The sequence below is a fragment of the Desulfosporosinus sp. OT genome, from assembly GCF_000224515.1.
GTDB lineage: Bacteria > Bacillota > Desulfitobacteriia > Desulfitobacteriales > Desulfitobacteriaceae > Desulfosporosinus.
In genome coordinates this window covers 1-22426 of record NZ_AGAF01000165.1, presented here as the reverse complement: position 1 = coordinate 22426, position 22426 = coordinate 1, and the positions used below count along the sequence as shown (strand labels likewise).

At 41.8% G+C, this 22426-nt stretch carries 16 protein-coding genes and 2 pseudogenes; 17 read left to right on the top strand and 1 reads right to left on the bottom strand.

Going from position 1 to position 22426, the window contains the following annotated elements; translation table 11 throughout:
• The first annotated feature begins 9 nt into the window (after nucleotides 1-9).
• The 10 genes and pseudogenes from DOT_RS15170 to DOT_RS31885 all read left to right on the top strand — a co-directional run.
• Complete coding sequence (locus DOT_RS15170) at nucleotides 10-942, top strand: branched-chain amino acid ABC transporter permease (RefSeq protein ID WP_009620449.1); 933 nt, start codon at nucleotides 10-12, stop codon at nucleotides 940-942.
• Nucleotides 911-1681 carry an ABC transporter ATP-binding protein gene (locus DOT_RS15165; protein WP_009620447.1) on the top strand — a complete coding sequence of 257 codons (771 nt, stop codon included), beginning with the start codon at nucleotides 911-913 and terminating at the stop codon, nucleotides 1679-1681. Before DOT_RS15170 ends, DOT_RS15165 begins: the two co-directional genes overlap by 32 nt.
• On the top strand, nucleotides 1674-2393 hold the full coding sequence (locus DOT_RS15160; protein ID WP_009620446.1) for an ABC transporter ATP-binding protein: 720 nt from the start codon (nucleotides 1674-1676) through the stop codon (nucleotides 2391-2393). The genes DOT_RS15165 and DOT_RS15160 overlap by 8 nt, the downstream gene beginning before the upstream one ends.
• 23 nt (nucleotides 2394-2416) lie before the next feature.
• A complete protein-coding gene (locus DOT_RS15155; RefSeq protein WP_040412362.1) occupies nucleotides 2417-4450 on the top strand; it encodes a urocanate hydratase in 2034 nt (677 codons plus the stop codon).
• An 18-nt stretch (nucleotides 4451-4468) separates the two neighbouring features.
• Complete coding sequence (locus DOT_RS15150) at nucleotides 4469-5098, top strand: cyclodeaminase/cyclohydrolase family protein (protein WP_009620442.1); 630 nt, start codon at nucleotides 4469-4471, stop codon at nucleotides 5096-5098.
• A gap of 17 nt (nucleotides 5099-5115) precedes the next feature.
• Nucleotides 5116-6012: a glutamate formimidoyltransferase gene (ftcD, locus tag DOT_RS15145; protein WP_009620439.1), complete on the top strand. Its 897-nt coding sequence runs from the start codon at nucleotides 5116-5118 to the stop codon at nucleotides 6010-6012.
• A 27-nt stretch (nucleotides 6013-6039) separates the two neighbouring features.
• Nucleotides 6040-7290 (top strand): imidazolonepropionase, encoded by a 1251-nt coding sequence (hutI, locus tag DOT_RS15140; protein WP_009620437.1) that lies wholly within the window; start codon nucleotides 6040-6042, stop codon nucleotides 7288-7290.
• Between the two features lie 30 nt (nucleotides 7291-7320).
• Nucleotides 7321-8970 carry a urocanate hydratase gene (hutU, locus tag DOT_RS15135; RefSeq protein ID WP_040412361.1) on the top strand — a complete coding sequence of 550 codons (1650 nt, stop codon included), beginning with the start codon at nucleotides 7321-7323 and terminating at the stop codon, nucleotides 8968-8970.
• A 24-nt stretch (nucleotides 8971-8994) separates the two neighbouring features.
• Nucleotides 8995-10254, top strand: a complete 1260-nt coding sequence (locus DOT_RS27860) for a helix-turn-helix domain-containing protein (protein ID WP_009620427.1) — start codon at nucleotides 8995-8997, stop codon at nucleotides 10252-10254.
• A 30-nt stretch (nucleotides 10255-10284) separates the two neighbouring features.
• Nucleotides 10285-10521: pseudogene (locus DOT_RS31885) on the top strand (hypothetical protein); the annotation flags it as partial.
• 245 nt (nucleotides 10522-10766) lie between these two features.
• Here the strand turns inward: DOT_RS31885 and DOT_RS15125 are convergent.
• Complete coding sequence (locus tag DOT_RS15125) at nucleotides 10767-11159, bottom strand: response regulator (protein ID WP_009620423.1); 393 nt, start codon at nucleotides 11157-11159, stop codon at nucleotides 10767-10769.
• A 134-nt stretch (nucleotides 11160-11293) separates the two neighbouring features.
• Here DOT_RS15125 and DOT_RS15120 point away from each other — a divergent pair, with 134 nt between their 5' ends.
• From DOT_RS15120 to DOT_RS15090, 7 genes and pseudogenes are all read left to right on the top strand, one after another.
• A complete protein-coding gene (locus tag DOT_RS15120) occupies nucleotides 11294-11623 on the top strand; it encodes a helix-turn-helix transcriptional regulator (RefSeq protein ID WP_009620421.1) in 330 nt (109 codons plus the stop codon).
• Nucleotides 11624-11638: 15 nt separating this feature from the next.
• Nucleotides 11639-11936, top strand: a pseudogene (locus DOT_RS15115) (ATP-binding cassette domain-containing protein); the annotation flags it as partial.
• Between the two features lie 383 nt (nucleotides 11937-12319).
• Nucleotides 12320-14080: an AAA family ATPase gene (locus DOT_RS15110; RefSeq protein WP_009620415.1), complete on the top strand. Its 1761-nt coding sequence runs from the start codon at nucleotides 12320-12322 to the stop codon at nucleotides 14078-14080.
• 233 nt (nucleotides 14081-14313) lie between these two features.
• Nucleotides 14314-14844 carry a hypothetical protein gene (locus DOT_RS15105; protein WP_009620413.1) on the top strand — a complete coding sequence of 177 codons (531 nt, stop codon included), beginning with the start codon at nucleotides 14314-14316 and terminating at the stop codon, nucleotides 14842-14844.
• 519 nt (nucleotides 14845-15363) lie between these two features.
• The gene (locus tag DOT_RS15100; protein WP_009620407.1) at nucleotides 15364-17928 is read left to right on the top strand and encodes a type I restriction-modification system subunit M; all 2565 of its coding nucleotides are present in this window, start codon (nucleotides 15364-15366) and stop codon (nucleotides 17926-17928) included.
• Nucleotide 17929: 1 nt separating this feature from the next.
• Nucleotides 17930-19102: a restriction endonuclease subunit S gene (locus DOT_RS31260; RefSeq protein ID WP_009620406.1), complete on the top strand. Its 1173-nt coding sequence runs from the start codon at nucleotides 17930-17932 to the stop codon at nucleotides 19100-19102.
• Nucleotides 19103-19147: 45 nt separating this feature from the next.
• The gene (locus DOT_RS15090) at nucleotides 19148-22249 is read left to right on the top strand and encodes an HsdR family type I site-specific deoxyribonuclease (protein ID WP_009620403.1); all 3102 of its coding nucleotides are present in this window, start codon (nucleotides 19148-19150) and stop codon (nucleotides 22247-22249) included.
• Nucleotides 22250-22426 lie beyond the last annotated feature (177 nt).

Here is a 22426-nt window from a genome sequence, read left to right as displayed (position 1 = left end):
TGAGATAGTTTGGATAGTATCCTCAACCCATATTACCTGGGGATCGTTGTCATCGTAGGAATCTATGTCATTTTGGCCCTGGGACTCAATATTGTTACAGGTTTTGCCGGACAAGTTTCTCTTGGTCATGCTGCTTTTTATGCAATTGGGGCTTACACTTCAGCCATATTAAGCCTGCAGGGGCATTTGATCTTTTGGTTAGCCTTGCCTGCAGCGGCCATCGTAACCTGGTGTACGGGGATTGTTCTCGGCTTGCCAAGTTTGCGGGTGAAGGAAGACTTCCTGGCCATCGTAACCTTAGGCCTCGGCTTGATCTTTCAATCTCTAGCCAACAATTTAAAGATTACTGGCGGTGCTCTCGGTTTGGGCAGTATTCCTCAGCCTGAGTTATTTGGAGAGCCTATGTCCAATTTTTCGTTTGCCGTTATGACCTGGCTGTTTGTTGCTCTGGCGGCCTTTGTTGCTTGGAGAGCGCTAAACTCCAGAGTTGGCCGGGCGTGGCTTGCCATCCGTGAGGATGAATTGGTCGCCGATGCTTTAGGGGTTAATACCACTCGCCTCAAGGTCTTAGCCTTTGCCTTAGGAGCACTTTATGCAGGGGTTGCAGGAAGTTTATTTGCTCATTACACCACGTTTATTAGTGCGGATTCTTTTGGGTTCAATGAATCGGCTACGATCTTAAGTATGATTGTCCTGGGTGGTTTGGGAAGTATTCCCGGGGCTGTCACCGGAGCAATTTTGCTCGCCCTTGCCCCAGAGGTTTTACGTCCTCTTGCGGATTACCGAATGCTCATTTATGGACTTCTTCTGGTTATATTGATGCGTTACCGGCCCCAAGGATTGTTCGGGCGGAGTAAAGCGATTCGCGATCGGTATGCCAAAAAGTGGCTGAAGAAGGGGGGGCCAAAGCATGAGGCTGCTGGAAACCGAAAAACTCACTAAAACCTTCGGAGGTTTAACCGCCGTATCTCAGGTTGACATGCACGTTGACTCCGGGGAGATCCTGGGTTTAATTGGCCCTAACGGCGCAGGGAAAACCACATTTTTTAATCTGATTTCCGGTTTGTACCAGCCTACGGCGGGGGAAATTATCTTTCAAAATCAAAGGGTTCATGGATTTAAAGGCTATCAAATGGCCGAGGCCGGAATAGCCAGAACCTTTCAAAATATACGCTTATTGTCCAGTCTGTCGGTGCTCGAGAACGTCCTTCTAGGCTCCTATACCCGGGGCAAAGCGGGATTATGGGGGGCCATCTTGAAAGGTAAACGAGTCAGGGATGAAGAAAAACGTGTCCGTCAGGAGAGCATGGAACAGCTTGAGCTTGTGGGATTGCAGGATTATGCGCACCAGCCTGCCGGTGTTCTTTCTTATGGGCAGCAGCGTAAACTGGAGATTGCCAGAGCCTTGGCAATCTATCCTGCTCTGCTCCTGTTAGATGAACCCACAGCTGGGATGAATGCTGAAGAAGTCGAAGAAATCATGAGTTTAGTGCGCTATCTGAAATCACATAATAAAACCATCGTACTCATTGAACACAATATGCATTTGGTTATGAATCTCTGCGAACGACTGATCGTTTTTGACCATGGAGAAAAAGTAGCCTCCGGTTCCCCTCAAGAGATTCAGACGAATCCCCTCGTTATCGAAGCTTATTTAGGGAAGGAGGGGGACGATGAGTAAGCAAATCGCCGTCAAGGGACTCGAAGTTTCCTATGGCTCAGTAGAGGCAGTTAAGGGGATTGACCTGGATGTAGAAAATGGAGAAATTGTTACCTTAATCGGAGCTAACGGAGCCGGAAAGACCAGCACTTTGCAGGCAATCCTAGGTTTAGAACGAGTCAAAGCCGGCAGGGTTGAATACTTGGGAGAAACGATTACCAATCAGCCCACTCATAGGCTGGTTCGACGCGGCTTAGCTCTTGTGCCGGAAGGCCGACATGTTTTTCCCAGATTAAGTGTCAACGACAACCTTTCCCTTGGTGCTTATACGCGCAGTATTTCTAAAGCAGAGCTGCAAAGGTTAAAGGAAAAAGTATTCCTTCTCTTCCCGCGACTTTTGGAACGCAAACAGCAAATGGCTGGTACTCTGAGCGGCGGAGAGCAGCAGATGCTGGCTATTGGCCGGGCCATGATGTTATCTCCTAAGGTGCTCCTGCTGGATGAACCTTCCATGGGCCTTGCTCCCATTGTGGTTAAATCGATCTTTCAAACTTTAAAACGCATTAATGAAGAGGAGAAGCTTACGATTCTGCTGGTTGAACAAAATGCCAAGATGGCCCTGGGCCTTGCTGGGCGCGGTTATGTCATGGAAAACGGCAAAATTGTCTTACAAGGATCGACGGATATACTTGCTCATGATCCGGGCGTTATGAAGGCATACCTGGGTCTTTAATATAAATCATAGGAGGAAAAGATATGATTTCAAATCTAGATATAGCTAAAGCGATGACCATAAAACTTGACATAGATTATTCTGAAATGCCCGAATTCGTTGAAGGCATTCGAAGAGCTCCAGATAGAGGGTTTAATCTTACGCCTGAACAGACGAAAGTTGCCCTGAAAAATGCGTTGCGTTATGTTCCGGAAGAGCTGCACGAAAAGCTGGCCCCAGAATTTCTGGAGGAACTGCACACTCTAGGCAGAATCTACGCTTATCGTTATCGCCCCGCAGGGCGTCTATACGGTAAACCAATTGATGAATATAAGGGAAATTGTCTTGAAGGAAAAGCCTTTCAAGTGATGATTGAAAATAATCTGGACTTTGAAGTAGCTCTTTATCCCTATGAACTCGTTACTTACGGTGAGACCGGCAGTGTCTGTCAAAACTGGCTGCAGTACCGTCTGATTAAAAAGTATCTTGAAGTTCTCACCAGCGAACAAACCCTGGTGGTTGAATCGGGTCATCCCCTGGGACTGTTTCCTTCCCGGCCTGAAGCTCCAAGGGTGATCATTACGAATGCGCTCATGGTCGGGATGTTTGATAACCAGAATGACTGGGAGATTGCCGAACAAATGGGAGTCGCCAATTATGGGCAGATGACAGCCGGGGGCTGGATGTATATTGGTCCCCAGGGTATTGTCCATGGAACCTTTAACACCTTGCTCAATGCCGGGAGAATGAAACTGGGTGTGCCGAGTGATGGAGATATTACCGGCTACCTCTTTATCTCCTCAGGCTTAGGAGGTATGAGCGGTGCTCAGCCTAAGGCTGTGGAGATTGCCGGTGGTGTGGGAATTATTGCTGAAGTTGATGAATCAAGGATTACAACAAGGCATAATCAAGGCTGGGTAAAACGTGTATCCAAGGATTTAGACGAGGTCTTTGCGATTGCCCAGGAATATCTGGCTAAAAAAGAAGCGATTTCCATTGCTTATCATGGCAATGTCGTCGATCTCTTAGAGTATGTCGTTAAAAACAAGATTAAAGTAGATCTTCTCTCCGATCAAACCTCATGTCACGTGGCCTATGAAGGGGGATATTGCCCGCAAGGGATAAGCTTTGCACAGCGAACCAATTTATTAACCACAGATCGAGAGAAATTCCATGAACTTGTTGATGTTAGTTTAAGACATCATTACGAGCTGATCAAAACCTTGGTTGATCAAGGCACTTACTTTTTTGACTATGGCAACTCCTTTATGAAGGCGATCTATGATGCGGGAGTTAAAGAGATTTCTAAAAATGGTATTGATGAAAAGGATGGATTTATCTTTCCCTCCTATGTCGAGGACATCATGGGGCCTGAGCTCTTTGATTATGGCTATGGGCCCTTCCGTTGGGTTTGCTTAAGCGGTAAGCCGGAAGACTTGCTGAAGACCGATCAAGCAGCGATGGAAAGCATTGATGCCGAGCGTCGAGGTCAGGATCGCGACAACTACGTCTGGATCAGGGATGCCGATAAGAACAAGCTAGTGGTAGGAACTCAAGCCAGGATTCTCTATCAAGATGCTGAAGGCAGGATTAAGATTGCCCTAAGATTTAATGAGATGGTCAGAAAAGGCGACATTGGGCCGGTTATGCTGGGGAGAGATCATCATGATGTCAGCGGCACGGATTCACCTTTTCGAGAAACAGCCAATATTAAAGATGGCAGTAACGTCATGGCTGACATGGCCGTACAAAGTTTTGCCGGAGATGCTGCCCGCGGCATGAGTTTAGTCTCCCTCCATAATGGAGGCGGCGTTGGTATCGGCAAAGCCATCAACGGTGGATTTGGTCTAGTACTTGATGGCAGTGAACGGGTCGATAAGGTGATCAAATCAGCTATTTTATGGGATGTGATGGGCGGAGTTGCCCGCCGTTCCTGGGCGAGAAACCAAAATTCACTGGAAACAAGTATCGAGTTTAATGCCAATTATCAAGGCCAAGGGCATATAACCCTGCCCTTTATTCCCCGAGAGGAATTGGTGAATCGTTTGGTTGAAGAGATGTTTAAAGGCAAATGCTAAGTTTGGAGGGATTTGATCATGTCCTTAGTAGAACTAAGTCTTAAAGGTTTTGTGGATGAAGTGGAATCTTCATCGCCGGCTCCTGGCGGAGGAAGTGTGGCTGCCTATGCCGGAGCACAAGGGTTTGCCTTAATGGCTATGGTTTGTCGGCTGACAGTGGGCCGGGAAAAATTTAAAGCTGTCAAAGAGGAAGTATCAGCCCTCATGCAGACAGCAGAAAAGAGAATGGAGACCTTGCTGGCGCTTGTTGACGAAGATACCCAAGGCTTTTATGGGGTAATGGATGCCCTTGGACTTCCGAAAAGCACAGAAGAGGAAAAGGCTGCCCGGAGGGAGGCCCTCGAACTGGCCACAATTAAAGCGGCGGAAATTCCTCAGAAGACGGCAAGCTTATGTTTGGAAGGCCTAGAGAAGATTCCTGTGCTTTTGGCAAAAGGCAATCCCAATGCTTTAAGTGATCTGGGAGTTGCTGCCTTAATGTTGGAAAGTGGTTTAGAGGGTGCTCTTTATAATATCCAAATCAATGCCCAAGGTCTTAAAACTGAGGAGAGAGCTCAACAGTTTCGGTCAACAGTTTTTCAAATGAGAGCAGACGGCAAAAAACTCTCCCTCAATATAAAAGAACAGGTCTATAAAGGTCTGAATTAATTTAGGAGGTCCGGGACGTGGCAAAAATAGTAGAATGTATTCCTAATATCAGTGAAGGCAAACGCTTAGATGTTGTTGAAGAAATTATTGCAGAAATCAAGAAAGTGCCGGGAGTCCTCCTGCTTGATTATTCGAGTAATGCGGATCACAATCGGACGGTGATTACCTTCATCGGCGAACCGGAAGGAGTCAAAGAAGCTGCTTGGAAATTAATTTGTAAAGCGGCAGAAATGATTGATTTAGATCAACATCAGGGAGAACATCCTCGCATGGGGGCAACGGATGTTGTACCATTTGTACCGGTACAGGGTGTAACCATGGAGGAATGTGTGGAGCTGGCTGCCAGTTTGGGGAAACGAGTCGGTGAGGAACTAGGTATTCCCGTGTATTTATATGAACACGCAGCGACTCGACCAGAACGAAAAAATCTGGCCGATGTCCGAAGAGGACAATATGAAGGACTCAAGGAGACGATTACAGAACCAAAGAGAACACCGGATTTTGGGCCGAGTGTTGTAGGCAAAGCAGGTGCCACGATTATTGGAGCACGTCCGCCCCTGGTGGCCTTTAATGTCAATCTGGGCACGACGAATATGGAGATAGCCAAAGCCATTGCCAAAGGGATTCGGGGAAGTTCCGGAGGGTTTGTTAACGTCAAAGCCTTAGGGGTTGATCTCTCAGAAGATGGAATGGTGCAAGTCTCCATGAATATGGTCAATACCGAGGCTACGCCGCTGTATCGAGCCTTTGACTTTATCAAAAATGAGGCAGCTCATTACGGAGTGCCGGTGGTTGGCAGCGAAATCGTCGGGCTGGTTCCTTTAAATTCCATGCTTAGTGCGGCAGAATATTATTTGAATCTTAAAGGGTTTTCTCCGGAACAAATTCTCGAAAAGCGAGTCTATAATTTCTAGTCACTTAGGGTAAGGGAGGGGATTTTTGTGCCATCTGCTGACCTTTTTATTCACTCAGCAAATTATTTGGCGACTGTAGGTGGGCATTCGGCCAAACCTGCTCAAGGAAAAGAAATGGCCAACGCCGGACTCATCGAAGATGGGGCATTGGCTATTTATGACGGAAAGATCGTCGCTGTCGGTAAGACTTCGGACGTCGAAGAGAGTGGTTGGGTTGGTTCGGCCACCCAATGCCTCAATGCTCAGGGGAAATTTGTCGCCCCAGGTTTTGTTGATCCCCACACTCATGCGCTTTACGCTGGATCGAGGGAACATGAACTTTCTTTAAAAATCAAGGGAGTTCCTTATCTGGACATTCTAAAGCAAGGAGGCGGCATTCTTTCCACGGTTCGCAAGACAACTCAGGCTAGTGATGAGGAGATTAAAGCCCAGACCATGAAACGGCTGAGTACCATGTTGAGCCTTGGGACAACGACAGCCGAAGTAAAAAGCGGTTATGGCTTGTCTCTTCAGGAAGAACTCAGGGCTCTGAGGCTGATTCATGAACTAAATGCTGAACAGCCCATTGATTTGGTAGCGACTTTTATGGGGGCCCATGCTGTACCACCTGAATATAGTGAAGAAAGCTTTACAGAGTGGCTGGTTAAGGACGTTCTGCATAAGGTTGCTCAAGAAAATTTAGCAGAGTATTGTGATGTGTTTTGCGAGCCCGGGGTGTTTAGTGTCGCCTCAAGTGAGCGAATCCTGCGGGAAGCTCGTAAACAAGGATTCAAACTTAAAATCCATGCTGACGAACTGGAGAGTGCCGGCGGTGCGGAGTTAGCCGGACAACTGCAAGTGGTCAGTGCAGAGCATTTGCTGAAGGCTTCCGACGAGGGCATCTCCGCTATGGCCAAGAACAATGTCATCGGGGTCATTTTGCCGGCAACCTCCTTTAATCTCGCTAATAATACCTATGCCAGGGCCAGGGACATGATTGGCCTAGGGATGGCGATTGCTTTAGCGACAGATTGTAACCCAGGTTCTTCACCAACGGAATCCATGCCCTTTGTTTTAACCTTAGCCTGTTTATACTTGCGCTTGACCCCGGAAGAGGCTTTAACCGCTGCAACGATTAATGCCGCTCATGCCATTGGCAAGGCAGACACGGTAGGAAGTCTTGAGGTTGGCAAGCAGGGGGATGTTTTAATCCTTGATGTACCGAACATCGACTACTTGCCTTATCATTTTGGGGTCAATCCGGTTGAAACAGTCATTAAAAACGGCATAATTGTTTAGATCTTTAGATTGTGAATGGGGGAATGCGCAATGCATAGGCCGATAGAGATAGAATTAGGAAAGATGTCCTGCCGGAGCTGGTCTCAGGAGGGAATTTATCGGTTGCTGCTCAATGTGCTTCACCCCGATGTAGCAGAGAAATGGCAGGATTTGCTTGTATATGGAGGCACAGGAAAAGCGGCGCGCAATGTCGAATCCTTAGATACAATAATTCATGCTCTCAAAAATCTGAAGGATGACGAGACTCTCCTGATTCAATCAGGTAAGGCAGTGGGGGTTATTCAAAGCCATCCAGAAGCGGCCCGAGTCCTCGTCACCTCTTCTCATCTTGTGCCAAGCCACGCAACTTGGGAAGAATTCAGACGCTTAGAGGGCTGTGGACTGACCATGTACGGTCAATCCACAGCAGCCTCTTGGGCCTATATCGGTATGCAAGGGGTTCTGCAGGGAACCTGTGATACATTTGGGGAATTGGCTGATCAACATTTTAATGGTTCTTTAAAAGGTAAAATTGTCTTAAGTTCAGGTTTAGGCGGGATGGGTTCGGCTCAGCCCCTGGCTGTGGAAATGCACGGCGGTGTCGCTATTATTGTCGAGGTTAACCCTGATAAAGTAATTCGTCGTCTGCGCAACAGCCAGGTTGAAGTGGCTACAGATTCTTTAGAAAAGGCCTGGCAGTTAGCAAGGGAATATGCCGATAACGGACAGCCGGTTTCTATCGCTTTAATGGGAAATGCCGCCGAAATTTATCCCCAGTGCCTGAGAGAAAATAAGCTTCCGGATGTTGTAACAGATCAAACAGCTGCTCACGATTTGCTTGCGGGATATATTCCGGCATCCTTGTCTCCGGGAAAAGCTATTGAGCTTAGGCTGAGAGATCCTGAGCGCTATCTGGCAATGTCTCTTGACTCGATTGCCCGGCATGGACAAGCAATGCTGGAATTTGCCCAAAAAGGAGCTATTGTTTTCGATTATGGCAATAACATCCGCGGGCAGGCGGAAAAAGCGGGGGTTAAGGATATCTGGAGCATCCCCTCCTTTGTTAATGCTTTTCTGAGGCCGGTATTAAGTGTTGGCAAAGGCCCTATCCGTTGGGTGGCTTTGTCGGGAAACCCTAAAGACATTTACCGCTTAGATAAGGCCTTGCTCAAGCGCTGGCCGGAAGAGGAGCACCTGGCGCGTTGGATTCGATTTGTTCAGGAAAGAGTACATTTCCAGGGCTTACCCGCACGGGGGTGCTGGCTGAATTACACCCAGCGTATTGCCTTGTCGGAAATGATTTCCGAACTTGTACGCAACGGAGAATTGTCAGGCCCCATAGCCGTAACCCGTGATCATCTCGACGGAGGTTCCGTCGCTGCGCCCCATCGAGAAACCGAGGGGATGCTTGACGGCAGTGATGCCATTGCCGATTGGCCGATCCTAAATGCGCTGACCAATGCCACCTGTGGGGCAGACCTGGTTAGTCTGCAGCATGGCGGCGGTGTTGGTATTGGGGAATCAATCCATGCCGGGATGACGGTAATTATTGATGGAACCGATTCGGCTGAACGACGGGGAAATCGCGTTTTAAAGGCTGATCCCAGCATGGGAATTATCCGGCATGCAGATGCCGGTTATGAGGGAGCTATTCAAGCTTCCCAGAGACTTGGGCTTCGACCATGGGATGATAAGAGGTAAGGAACTGTAACAGGGGGGTTAGACATGCCGTATATCTCAGAAGAGCAGTGGAAAACGTTAATATATTATGCGAAGCGGCAGTTTGTCTATGATTTACTTCTTGGTAATCTCCAGAATGTCAAGGCGATCTGGGAACGGATGGATTCGATCAATATTTCGGTTATGCCTAAAGTAGCTATCGCTCTTAGGTTAGATAATTACTACGCCTTAACATGTGATAAAAGTGAACGCTGGAAGCACCAATTCAGGGAGAAGATCTGGGATTACTTGGAGGATCAGCTTCCTGATTGGGTTTTAGGAGTTCCCTTTGCCGAAAACTTGATTGCCCTTTTGGTTCCTCTCAAGACTAGCACCTACTCCGAAAACAGAGCAGAACTCTTTAATTTAATCCCTCCCTGGTCGAAAACTTTAGCCGATCAATTTGGCATTAAGGTTATCTGGGGAGTAGGCTGTGTTTATAATGACCCCAGGTTGCTGCATTTTTCCTTTCAAGAGAGTATTCGGATTTTAGATCATCCGGAAAAGTATGGCCAAGAGATCTGTTTTGCAGAACCTCCCTGTGGATCCGGGCCTGAGGAAGTTCTGCAAACAGATTCAGGTTCTGATGAGGATGCAGAAGATCCGTTTCAGCGTTGGCCGGAATGGGCTAAAAGCCGTGTGATACGCAAGTTAGAAATCGTGGATTGTCCCGGAGTCATTCTAGAGTTGAAGGACGTCGTTGAAAAGCAACTAAGTAAATTTCAGAGCGATGACAGGAATAAGTTTGCACCTGTCATTGCTCTGGAATTAGCTATGGCAATCCTTAGAGATAGAGATATCGTTACTGATAGTAGTTCAAATATGGTCTATGCAGAAATCGCTGATTATCTCGCTTCTTCTGACCGAGTTGATGTAAGAAGATGGCTTGAAAAGTTTGGCGAGGATTTAATTCATTGGGCTAAAGCCAATGGATTTAGCGAAAACCCGTATGTTACCCGCGTGAAAGCATTTGTGGAGGATCATTTAGAAGAAGAATTATCCTTGAGTCATATAGCCGAGATTGTTCATCTTACTCCGAGTTATTTATCTCAATTATTTAAGAAACAGACCGGGGAAGGCTTAAACGATTTTGTCGTGAAAAGAAGAATAAGCAAAGCCTGCCGCTTATTGCAGACCTTGTCCCTGCCTGTCAGTGATATCGCCAGAAAGGTTGGCTTTCAGGATGTCAATTATTTTACCCGTGTTTTTAAACAACGCCAGCATCTGACGCCGCTGGAGTTTCGTAAAGGAGCTAAACAGAGTTGAGTTGCTCGTGTCGCTGGTGACGGCAAACCAAATTCGTCACTGGTGACGAATTTGACTTATACCCAGGCGCTCAGCCTTCTTGGGATTCCGGAAAAGGAGAGGAATGCCTGCAGCTTGAGCCGGAACTTCGCCGCTTGGTTTCTAATGATTTTATCTGTGGCTTGTATGTGGTTGAGAAGACGCAATGATTATAGCAAAAACCTGACCTATATCGTCTTTGATCTTCTGGCCCCCTGGAGGGAGCATACTTTCGGGGACACCGCCTGATTGACTGAAGGAAATGACTGAATATGTTTACACTTTCTTATCGCAAATGAACTTTGAGGTCACAAGTTGTCCATTTAGCACCCCATGCCTGTCCCATAATCGTAAGGTTACGATTTATGGGACAGGTTGTTTTATATAAGGTTAATCACCCTAGTGAGCTTGACCACATATTCTGTTCTGTGCTCGAACCTCCAATGCAGTCAGCAATAAAAGAGGAATTTGATTATGTAAAGAAACGTGAAGCTTTACGAATACGCCTTTTTGGTCAGAACCTTGTCTAATATAGCATCAATACGCTCCTGTGTACCGGGCTTGCATACTATTTGTAAAGGCTGGACCTGTATGAATTGTTTGTGATCATCTGCTGATGTCACAAACACTATGCTGCATGTTGACATGGAATCGGATTGCCGTAGTTGTTTGGCGGTTTCAAGACCAGTTAGTTTTTTCATGCAATTATCAAGAAAAAGAAGGTCAAAAATCATATCTTGCTTATCAAGTTCTTCGAGAAGCTCTTCACCACTGCCAAATTGGTAAATATCAAATAAAACCCCCTTTTCTTCTTCATATAAATGAATGAATGCCTCCAATAAATGACGACACAAGGGCCTATCATCGCAAATGCCGATAGTAAACAAAACATCTCCCTCCAACTAAAAAGGTGTTTATAACATTATATGTCTATAAAAATACAAATACAAGTGTATAAATACCTTTATACTTTGTTAAGAATAATATTCATAATTGATAAAGTTAAACAGGGTGATAAGATTTGGAGATTGATTACAAAGAATTAGGTGAACGGATTGCGAAAAGACGCAAGGTGTTGAACCTGACCCAGGATAACGTCGCAGAAGCTACGGGACTTAGCAACAACCACATTTCCAATATAGAAAACAATCATTCTATTCCCAGCATTGAAACATTGCTTAAACTATGTGAGGTCCTGGACATCACGCCGGATTATTTCCTGCTGGGTATTTTCAGACATACGAATGACAGCCTGCTTTCTCAAATTAATCAAAAAATCAAGCTGTGTGATGAGAAAAAGCAGGAACTGGTTGATCATTTTATAACGTGGATTGTCGATGAAAAACTATAGTTTCATAAAAAATGCAGTTTTTTAAGCTATGCCAAGCATTTTGCCCAGCCACTCAATTCAGTAGCCGGGATGTTTAATACGGTCCAATCCGCCCTCGCCGGAGCTGAGCGGGTTTTTGAAATCCTGGATTATGAAGAAGAAACAGCTGATCTGGAGGATTCCCTGGAAAAACTGAAAGATCCGGCCGGAGGGGTTGCCTTTCACCTGGTCAGCTTTCAGGTCAAGCCCAGTGAGGTTATTGCCTTGCTGGAGAGAGACCGGCGCCGGTAAGACCACGATTGTCAATCTGTTAACCCAGTTTTATGATATGGACAGATCTAGAGCTACTGCAGAGCGGGGAATACCGGGTGGCTGAGGTACAGTCGGTGGATATATGTTTCCGTGGGCGTAGCACGTGGAGACGGTAATAGTGCTATATCGGGGTTAAGCGGAAGCCTTGGTATGAGCGGGTTTGAGAAGTGTATCTTCTTTTTATGGTGACGTGGTGAGCGGAGAACTATATTGAGTCTGATCATTTTTATTGAATGGTCGGGCTTTTTTGTTTTTTTTGGATTATTCCCACGATATTAGGAGGAAAATCACGGGAAAATGTGGAAAGAGTAGAGGGATGCAAACTTTGAATTAGAAGTAGATTTTATAACTAATTGTATAATTCGTTGTCGGATTTTGATGCTGAAATAATTAGGAGGATAAATAGTGATTAAGGAACTCACTTTGCATAATTTTAAACGTTTTAAGGACAAAAAAATAAAACTTAAACAGAAAAGCGTCACTTTGATTGTTGGCGGAAATAATTCCGGTAAATCTACAATTATTCATGCGTTAGCAATTTGGGAGTTTTGCAAACTTATTTTATCTCTTGAGCATGGACAAGAATCATTATTTAAAGGATATTCCCGACAAGGTGTGGGAATAAGTGCTGACGAATTCCTTCCAATAGCGATTCCTTCTCTAAAGCATTTATGGACAAACTTAAAACCGCAAAAAACTCAAGCAGATAAAGATGGGTATACTCTAAGAATTGGTTGCACATGGGACACAGAGACTCATAGTGATTGTTATTTAGAATTGGGTTTATCACTTGTAAATGACCGACTATTTATTAAAGCAACAAATTCAAATTTATCCAAGGACATAAAAATACCTAACATTGCTTTTATGCCAACTTTTGCAGGTATTCTTGAGAAAGAGCAAAAAGTTACTTTTGCTGAAAGGCGTAAACAAATAGGTAAAGGTTTAGTTGGTTCTGTTATACGAAATATGATTTACGAACTATTTGAGGCAAATAATCAAGAAAAGAAAAGACTAAAAGGGAATCGCACTAAGATTAAAAATAGCGACTTAGCTGATTTGCGTAGAAATGATCCTTTTGAAATTCTTCAAGACTCATTACGAAAGACATTTCATACTGAATTGAAGATATCAAATTTTAATGAACTTTATAATACTTATTTGAAAATTGAAAGCTATGTAAGTGAATATAATCAGGTCACTAAACGATATCAGAAAGTTAAAGATTACAATGTGCGTGATATAATGGTTCAAGGAAATGGGTTTTTACAATGGTTAGCTGTTTTTTCATTGGCGTTGAACTCTAACATAGATGTACTTTTATTAGATGAACCAGATGCACATTTACATAATACACTCCAACGAGAAATGCTGAAAAAATTGAATGAACTAATTCCTGCTAATAAAAGTCAGATTCTTATTGCCACTCATTCATCAAAGATAATAAAAGAAATGAATTTTACAAATATATTCAATGTAGACAGACTAAAATATTTGACCGAAGATAATAAAAAGCACGAAGTTTTATTAGGCCTTGGTAGCGAATATCTACCGTACATTGACAATGCGAAGTTAAAGCGTAAGATTCTCTTTCTAGAGAATGAAAGCGATCGTAATTTTTTAGACATATGGTCAAGTATTTTGCATCGCCCCCTACCTGATGTTTGCTTTATTTATGGAACTGAAACCCATAAAGAACGCTTTAAAATCTTTGATTTTCTTAAAAATGAAATTCCTAACTTAAAGGCTATTAGTTTAAGAGACCTTGACGCAGAAAATCCAAATATTGTGCATGAAGATTTAAGTTGTGGCCAGGATTTTAATGATATTAGTTTCAAGGCTGTATGCTGGAAAAGAACTAATATAGAGAATTATATTTTATTACCTTTACCTGTATCGCGGGCTGCAACAACTAATGCAGATATTAAAAGCGTATCCGAATACTTTTCTACTAAGCATGGTCTATCAATTTCCGATGCAGCTACCTTTATAAGACACAACGCAGCTGATGCTCTACTGAGATGTGATGGGAAGACGATAATCACTGATATATGCAATAAATTTTCTTGTAACAAGTTCGATGTTGCTAGACACATGACTAAGGATGAAATTAGCGAGGACATTGAGACTATTTTTACATTATTTGATACGCATTTCACTTTATAACAGGTTCCTTTTATCTATATCAAATGAAACTGAGTTTGCGAAAAACCCCTACATAAGGACTTGAACGTCAAATAGGGATAACTACTTGTAGCCAAATCTCTCCTGCCTTTTTCCACCGAAGTGTAATCAATGTGGGCGAACCACGCCGGGGTGGCGGTCTTGGTAACATGTTCGAATGTTTATGTTCGGGAGTGGTCGGTGACGGCATGCTCATTGATCAGGAGGAGCTTATTATGATAGATTTTTCATCTATCGAAGGTGTTGAAGCAGCCCTTGATGAAGAGCTTACTTCAGTAAAAGCAGCAATGTCAAAATATATTGAGGTATTCAATAATAATCCGCAAGACATTGAGGCTCAACTCAGCGAATTAAGACGATTCCGGTCAACATCATATGAAAGTCTTAACCAATCACAACATGAATGGTTGTTAATCAAAGGTTTGAAATGGCTAAGTTCAACCCGTAATATATCACTAGAAGCCAGAAATGAATATATTATTCAATGGAATCCAAGGCAGACCGGTTTTAGTGATGAACCAGATTTAAGGATTATTAATAAAAGTATAGGATTAGAAATAAATTGCGAAGCGAGCACTTCTGAAAAACCAGTGGGAATTATTGACAGAAGGATTAGAGAACACCTTCAATGTCTTTCTAAACTTAATGGGATTAAATACTATTTTGTTTTAACTGAACAGATGAAGCAGAGAGCAGAAACAAAGATTAGAAATAACGGATGGGATATAGAAGTTATTCGGTTATGATTGTGATTCATAAATTGCTCATGTTAGTGCGTAAAAAATGCACTTGCGGCCTCGTCTCAAACCATTCTTGAAAGCCTTGGTATGAGCGGGTTGTAGAGCGGTATATTCTTTTTATAGTGTCAAAGAGTGTGGGGGACTATATTGAATTTGCATTGCTAGATCGTAAGGTCTGGCTTTTTTGCTTTTTATTGGATTATTTTGCTTTCTTGGAAGGACATGAGGGAAAAATGCAGAAATGTTAGAGTGAGTAGAAGCCTCAATCAACAAATATTGACTTGAGAAAAATGTTCATGGGCCATGGTATAATGGCAAGGTTGGAATTGATGAAATAGGGAGATTATTATGCAGCGCAACATGGTCGGGCAGTCATGGATCTCTAGTTTGGGTTATTTATAAGTAATTTTGGTCGGATGTTACTACAGAAAAGTGGAGAAGATGTGCGCCTCTGAATAAAAAACATATACGTGATGAACGAACATTAAAGTAACCGCGATGAAATGAAACTATGGGAGGATTATCATGAACAAGCAAAAACTTGCGACAAAAATATGGGAAACCGCAAATAAAATGCGTTCCAAAATTGAGGCTAATGAATATAAAGACTATATTTTAGGCTTTATTTTTTATAAATATCTCTCTGACAAAGAAGTTAAATTCCTGAAGGATAATGATTTTTCCGACAGTAATATTAAAAATGTAACAGAGGCTGATGCTGAAACTGTTAAGTTTGTTCAACAAGGTATCGGCTACTTTATTGCATACAATGATTTGTTTTCCACATGGCTTGAGATGGAGAAGGATTTTAATGTTGGTAATGTAAGAGATGCCCTCTCTGCATTTAGCCGTCTAATAAACAACTCGCACAAAAAAGTTTTTGATGGTATTTTTGAAACTTTGCAAACTGGTCTGAGCAAACTTGGTGATAGTGCGGCTTCACAAACAAAAGCAATTGGCGATTTGATTCAGCTCATTAAAGATATTCCCATGGATGGTAAGCAAGATTATGATGTGTTAGGCTTCATTTATGAGTATTTAATCAGTATGTTTGCTGCCAATGCAGGTAAGAAAGCAGGCGAATTCTATACGCCACATGAAGTGTCGCTGCTTATGTCAAAAATTGTAGCAGAACACGTTTCTGGTAAAACGGAGTTAAAGATTTATGACCCTACCAGTGGCTCAGGCTCACTCTTAATTAATATTGGTCAAGCGGTTGCTAAGTATATTGATAATCCCGATAAAATCGAATATTACGCACAAGAACTAAAGAAAAATACATACAACTTGACCAGAATGAATTTAGTTATGAGGGGTATTTCTCCTTATAATATTAAAACGCGCAATGGTGATACGTTGGAAGAAGACTGGCCGTACTTTGATGAAAGTGACCCTGTGGCATCATACGACCCGTTATATGTAGATGCGGTTGTGTCCAACCCTCCATATTCTCAACATTGGGATCCGGCAAACAAAGATGCCGACTCTCGTTATAAAAGGTTTGGGTTAGCCCCAAAGTCAAAGGCAGATTATGCCTTTCTTTTGCATGACTTATACCACTTAAAGCCTAGCGGCATAATGACGATTGTTTTGCCCCATGGGGTATTGTTCCGTGGTGGCGAGGAAGGCTTAATCAGAAAAAACCTCATTGAACAAAACCATATTGACACGATTATTGGTCTGCCATCTAACATTTTTTTTGGAACAGGTATCCCGACAATCATCCTTGTACTCAAGCAAAAACGTGATAACACCGATGTGCTTATTATTGATGCTTCAAAAGGATTTGCCAAAGAAGGAAAGAATAATAAACTGCGTGAGTCTGATATCAAAAGAATTGTGGATACGATTGTTTGCAGACCGGATGTTGTGCCAAAGTATGCAAAGAAGGTAAGTAGAGAAACCATTCGAGAAAATGAATACAATCTAAATATTCCTAGATACGTTGATTCTGCAAATGATGCGGAAACATGGGATATCTATGCCTCTATGTTTGGTGGCATTCCCAAGAGCGAAGCATTACTACTGGATAGGTACTGGGAAGCTCTCCCAGGGCTATATGAGGCTATATTTACAGACGATGGAACGCCATACCTTTCGGTAGCCATAAATGACGTTAAAAACGATGTGGAAAATAATGTTGCTGTAAAACAATTTAAAGGCACATTCGACTTTGCTTTTATGAGTTTCCCTGATTTTCTCTATGAAGAATTAATAAACAAAATGGAAACTGTTGAAATTTCCAAAGAGGAAACAGAGGTTGCCAATAATATTTTTGAACGCCTTAAAGATATTCCTTTAATTGATAAATATGTTGCTTTTCAAATGTTAAGCGATGAATGGACAAAGATTTCTATTGACCTTGAAATTATTCAAACAGAGGGATTTGAAGCTGCTAAAAAAGTTGAACCTAATATGGTTACTAAGAAAAAGGGTGACAAAGAGGTTGAAATTCAAGATGGTTGGATAGGTCATGTTATCCCCTTTGAGATTGTGCAAGCAACACTTTTGAAAGAAGATAGCGACGCACTGCAAGCAAAAGAAGCCAGAATTATAGAAATATCTGAAAAGTATGCTGAAATAATTGATTCTTTCTCTGAGGAAGATAAGGAATCTGATGTTTTAAACGAGGCTAAAGATGCTTTCGTGACGAAAGAAATTGCAGCAAAAGTAAAGGAGATTGACAAGGCTACTTTAGACGAGTTTGAGTGTAGCATTATTCTTGTAAGCCGCCTAATGGGCGAAGAAAAAATACTTAAAGCTGAAATAAAAAGGGATGCAGAAATACTACACATTAAAACAAAAGATACCATTGAGGGGCTGTCCAATGCGCAAGTTATCGAGCTCTTAGAACTGAAGTGGATAAGACCTCTTGTTTCTAACTTAAATACTTTGCCAACGGCGATTATTGAGGAGCTCATCAGTTACTTTCAGGTGCTTTCGGGAAAATATGCTGTTACCTACTCAGCTATAGAAGAACAAATAAGCGAAACACAAGATGCCTTGTCTGCTCTCATTGATGAACTTACCGGAAATAAATTTGACATGAAAGGACTCAGCGAATTTCAAAAGCTGTTAAAGGGTGAATAATATGGCTGAGAATACACCCGATATTCGTTTTGGTAGCTTTGCCGAGGACTGGAAACGCTCTAAAATCGGCGATGTGATAACCGAAAAGAAGCGTCCTGTTGTTTTAGATGATAATACCACCTATCAGCTTATCACAGTAAAGCGTCGCAATGAAGGCGTCGTTTCTCGTGGGTTTTTGAAAGGTAGGGAAATTTTAGTAAAGAACTATTTTGAGCTAAAAGCCAAAGATTACGTTATATCAAAACGGCAAGTAGTGCATGGAGCCAATGGCATTGTGCCAGAAAAGTTAGACGGAGCCATTGTTTCAAATGAATATTTAGTAGCTATTGCAAATGACAACATTACTACCGAGTTTTTAACGTTGATTTCTAAGTTGCCTGATATGTACAAAAAGTTCTTTATCAGCTCTTATGGCATTGATATTGAAAAGTTGGTATTTGATGTAGATGACTGGAAAAAGAGAACGATGTCTATTCCGGATACTGACGAACAGAAAAGAATAACCGCTTTTTTCGATGATTTCGATAAGCTATATTCTGCTGAGCAACAAAAACATGATAAACTGATAAGTTTTAAAAAATCAATGCTTGATAAAATGTTTCCAAAAGATGGCGCAAAGGTGCCCGAGGTGCGGTTTGATAGGTTTAGTGGTGAATGGACAAGAAAGAAGCTGGATGAAGTAGCCGATAAATATGACAATTTACGTATTCCAATTACTGCAAATAACAGAATTTTAGGGAGTACTCCGTATTATGGTGCAAACGGCATTCAAGATTATGTTGAGGGCTATACCCATGATGGTAAATTTATTCTTGTTGCTGAAGATGGTGCTAATGACCTTAAAAATTATCCGGTTCAATACGTTGAGGGAAAAATATGGGTGAACAATCATGCGCATGTCCTTCGGGGAAAAAAAGAAAAAGCAGATACGCAATTTTTAAAGTTTGTAATTTCAAAGACTAAGATGGAACCTTTTTTAGTTGGTGGGGGACGAGCTAAATTAAATGCCATTACAATGATGAGTCTTTTCGTATCTTTACCAACAGATATAAATGAACAAATCAAAATCGGAAACTTTTTTAAAAATTTTGATGCTCAAATAACTCTTCAACATCAAAAACTGCAAAAATTAACCAACATTAAAAAAGCTTTCTTTAAAAAAATGTTTTTATAATCAACGCATCATATTTTACATGGCAGGAAGGAAAATAAAAAAACTATGGTATTTCCAAAAGAATCTGAATTTGAAAACGCCCTAATTGAAGTTTTAAAAAGCTACGGCTGGGAAAATGAAGTGCTAAAAAACCCGTCAGAAGCTAACCTTATTAAAAATTGGGCAAATATCTTATTTGACAACAACAGGGATATTGATAAATTAAACAACTACACTCTCACTGATGGCGAAATGGCACAAATTCTGGAGCAAATTACAGCGTTGAGAACACCACTTAAACTGAACGGATTTATTAATGGCAAGACTATTTCTATAAAAAGAGATAACCCAGATGATACCCTCCACTTAGGCAAGGAAGTAAGCCTAAAAATATATGACCGTGGAGAAATCGCAGCAGGGCAAAGCCGTTATCAAATTGTGCAACAACCTAAATTCCCGACAAAATCAAGTATAATAAATGACCGTCGAGGGGATTTGATGCTGTTAATCAATGGTATGCCTGTTATTCATATTGAATTAAAGAAAAGTGGTATCCCTGTCAGTCAAGCGTATAACCAAATAGAAAAGTATGCCAATGAAGGTGTCTTCACAGGGCTTTTTTCCCTTGTTCAAGTTTTTGTTGCGATGGAACCAGAAGAAACCGTATATTTTGCAAACCCGGGACCAGATTGCAAGTTTAACACGGATTACTATTTCCACTGGGCGAACTTCGATAACACCCCAATGAACGATTGGAAGTACATCGCTGCCGATTTGCTCTCTATTCCTATGGCACACAAATTAATTGGCTTTTACACCGTTGCAGATACCTCTGAGGGGGTATTAAAAGTAATGCGTAGTTATCAGTATTTTGCTGCAAATGCAATATCTGACGTGGTATCAAAAACCGATTGGAAATCAGTGAATCAGCTTGGCGGTCATGTTTGGCATACAACTGGATCAGGCAAAACAATAACAAGTTTTAAGTCTGCGCAGCTTATTTCAAATTCCAAGGATGCTGACAAGGTTGTGTTCCTCATTGATAGAATTGAGCTAGGAACACAGTCGCTAAAAGAGTATAGAAGTTTTGCCGATGAAAACGAAGACGTACAAGCCACAGAGGATACAAGCGTTTTGATTGCAAAACTGAAAAGTTCAAAAACTTCTGATATTCTTATTGTTACATCTATTCAAAAAATGAGCAATATTAAAGATGAAGCAGGACTCAATGCACATGACCTTGCACTGATTCAGTCAAAACGTATTGTAGTTATCATTGATGAATGCCATCGTTCCACCTTTGGCGATATGCTCATTGATATTAAAGCGTTCTTTAAAAACGCTGTTTTATTTGGCTTTACCGGAACACCAATTAATACTGAAAACCAAAAAAAGATGAATACAACATCTACAGTGCTTGGAAGCGAGCTACATAGATATAGCATCGCAGACGGCATTCGTGACAAAAATGTGCTTGGCTTTGACCCTTATAAAGTTATGTCTTTTAAAGACAGGGATATAAGAAAAGCTGTTGCCCTTGAAAAAGCAAAAGCGCAAACAGAAGCTGAGGCTTTGACAGACCCTAAGAAAGCCACCGTTTATAATGAGTATATGAATCCTGCAAAGATGAAAATGGTAGGTTATAAAGATGCCAATGACAACTATATAAAAGGCATTGAAGATTATGTGCCAAAATCCCAATACGAAACAGCAGCACATCAAAACAAAGTTGTGGAAGATATGATTGCTAACTGGGTAACGTTGAGCCGTAACAGCAAATTTCACGCTATATTTGCTACAAGTAGTATACCTGAAGCAATTACCTACTACCGCTTAATCAAAGACAAAAAACCTGATTTGAAAGTTGCTTGCCTTTTTGATCCGACGATTGATAATAACGGTGGCGTGACTTTTAAAGAAAGCGGTCTTGTAGAGATAGTTGAAGACTATAACAAACAATACAATCAAAGCTATAAACTTGCCACATACGGAAAGTATAAGAAGGATATTGCTGCACGACTTGCCCATAAAGAACCTTATACCAGAATTGAGCGTACACCAGAGGAGCAAATTGACCTTCTGATTGTCGTTGACCAAATGCTTACAGGCTTTGATTCCAAATGGATCAATACCCTATATATGGACAAGGTGCTTTATTACGAAAACATTATCCAAGCTTTTTCAAGAACAAATCGACTTTTTGGTGCTGACAAACCTTTTGGTACTATTCGTTATTACAGGTATCCGCATTCAATGGAAAGAAATATAAATGATGCCGTCAAAGAATATTCAGGTGATAAACCTCTAGGACTTTTTGTGGAACGGCTTGATTTTAATCTTCAAAAAGTGAACGCTTGTTTTGTTGATATTAAAGACTTGTTCACCCTTGCAGGTGTGAGTGACTTTGAAAAACTACCTGAAAGCGCACCTGAACGTGGTAGATTTGCAAAGTTGTTCAAGGATTTAAATCTCTATTTAGAAGCAGCAAAAATCCAAGGATTCACGTGGGAGAAGCATCCTATGGATTTTGACGAAAACACATATTTAATTCTTGCACTTCGCTACAAAGAGCTGTTTATATCTACTTCAATCGGCGGTGGCATGAGTGATGCACCTTACGACCTTGTAGGTTACTTAACAGAAATTGATACAGGGCTTATTGATGCTGACTATATGAATTCTCGGTTTGATAAGTATCTTAAATTGATACACCAATCTGACATTTCAACGGATGCTGTTTCAGAATCTTTAAAGGAACTACACAAAACCTTTGCTACCCTAACACAAGAAGAACAGAAATATGCTGAATTCTTTCTTAGAGATGTGCAACGAGGGGACGCAAGTATTGAAGACGGGAAATCTTTACGAGATTATATTACCGACTACCGTTTCAGAGCAAAAGTAAATCAGATTCATAATTTAGCAGTTGTACTTGGGCTAGATGAAGCCAAACTGAAAAACTTCATGGCTCTAAAGGTTACAGAAACCAATATAAATGAGTTTGGGCGGTTCGAAGAGCTAAAAAGCACAGTGAACAAAGAAACTGCCAAGGCATATTTTGAAGCTGTGGAAAAAACGAGCATTCCGATATTTAAAGTCAATATTAAAGTTGATAAATTACTTAGGGAGTTTATTGTTTCTGGTGGGTTTGAAATCGTTTCAACATAATATACTGTTACAAAATTTTCACCCCAACAAACACCCATTTAAACACGGCAAAAAATCGTTTGCAATTAGACCATTGACCACTACTATTCGGCAATTGTCAACCACGATTTTGTCGGCAGACCATAACACGCTTTGTTCCGATTTTACGAAGGAGCAAGGCGTGTTTTTTAGTAAACG

Excerpts from the sequence above, each read along its gene's own strand:
- DOT_RS15165 (WP_009620447.1), top strand. The coding sequence starts at position 911 with ATGAGGCTGCTGGAAACCGAAAAACTCACTAAAACCTTCGGAGGTTTA.
- DOT_RS15160 (WP_009620446.1), top strand. The coding sequence starts at position 1,674 with ATGAGTAAGCAAATCGCCGTCAAGGGACTCGAAGTTTCCTATGGCTCA.
- DOT_RS15155 (WP_040412362.1), top strand. The coding sequence starts at position 2,417 with ATGATTTCAAATCTAGATATAGCTAAAGCGATGACCATAAAACTTGAC.
- DOT_RS15150 (WP_009620442.1), top strand. The coding sequence starts at position 4,469 with ATGTCCTTAGTAGAACTAAGTCTTAAAGGTTTTGTGGATGAAGTGGAA.
- hutU (WP_040412361.1), top strand. The coding sequence starts at position 7,321 with ATGCATAGGCCGATAGAGATAGAATTAGGAAAGATGTCCTGCCGGAGC.
- DOT_RS27860 (WP_009620427.1), top strand. The coding sequence starts at position 8,995 with ATGCCGTATATCTCAGAAGAGCAGTGGAAAACGTTAATATATTATGCG.
- DOT_RS15105 (WP_009620413.1), top strand. The coding sequence starts at position 14,314 with ATGATAGATTTTTCATCTATCGAAGGTGTTGAAGCAGCCCTTGATGAA.
- DOT_RS15100 (WP_009620407.1), top strand. The coding sequence starts at position 15,364 with ATGAACAAGCAAAAACTTGCGACAAAAATATGGGAAACCGCAAATAAA.
- DOT_RS31260 (WP_009620406.1), top strand. The coding sequence starts at position 17,930 with ATGGCTGAGAATACACCCGATATTCGTTTTGGTAGCTTTGCCGAGGAC.
- DOT_RS15090 (WP_009620403.1), top strand. The coding sequence starts at position 19,148 with ATGGTATTTCCAAAAGAATCTGAATTTGAAAACGCCCTAATTGAAGTT.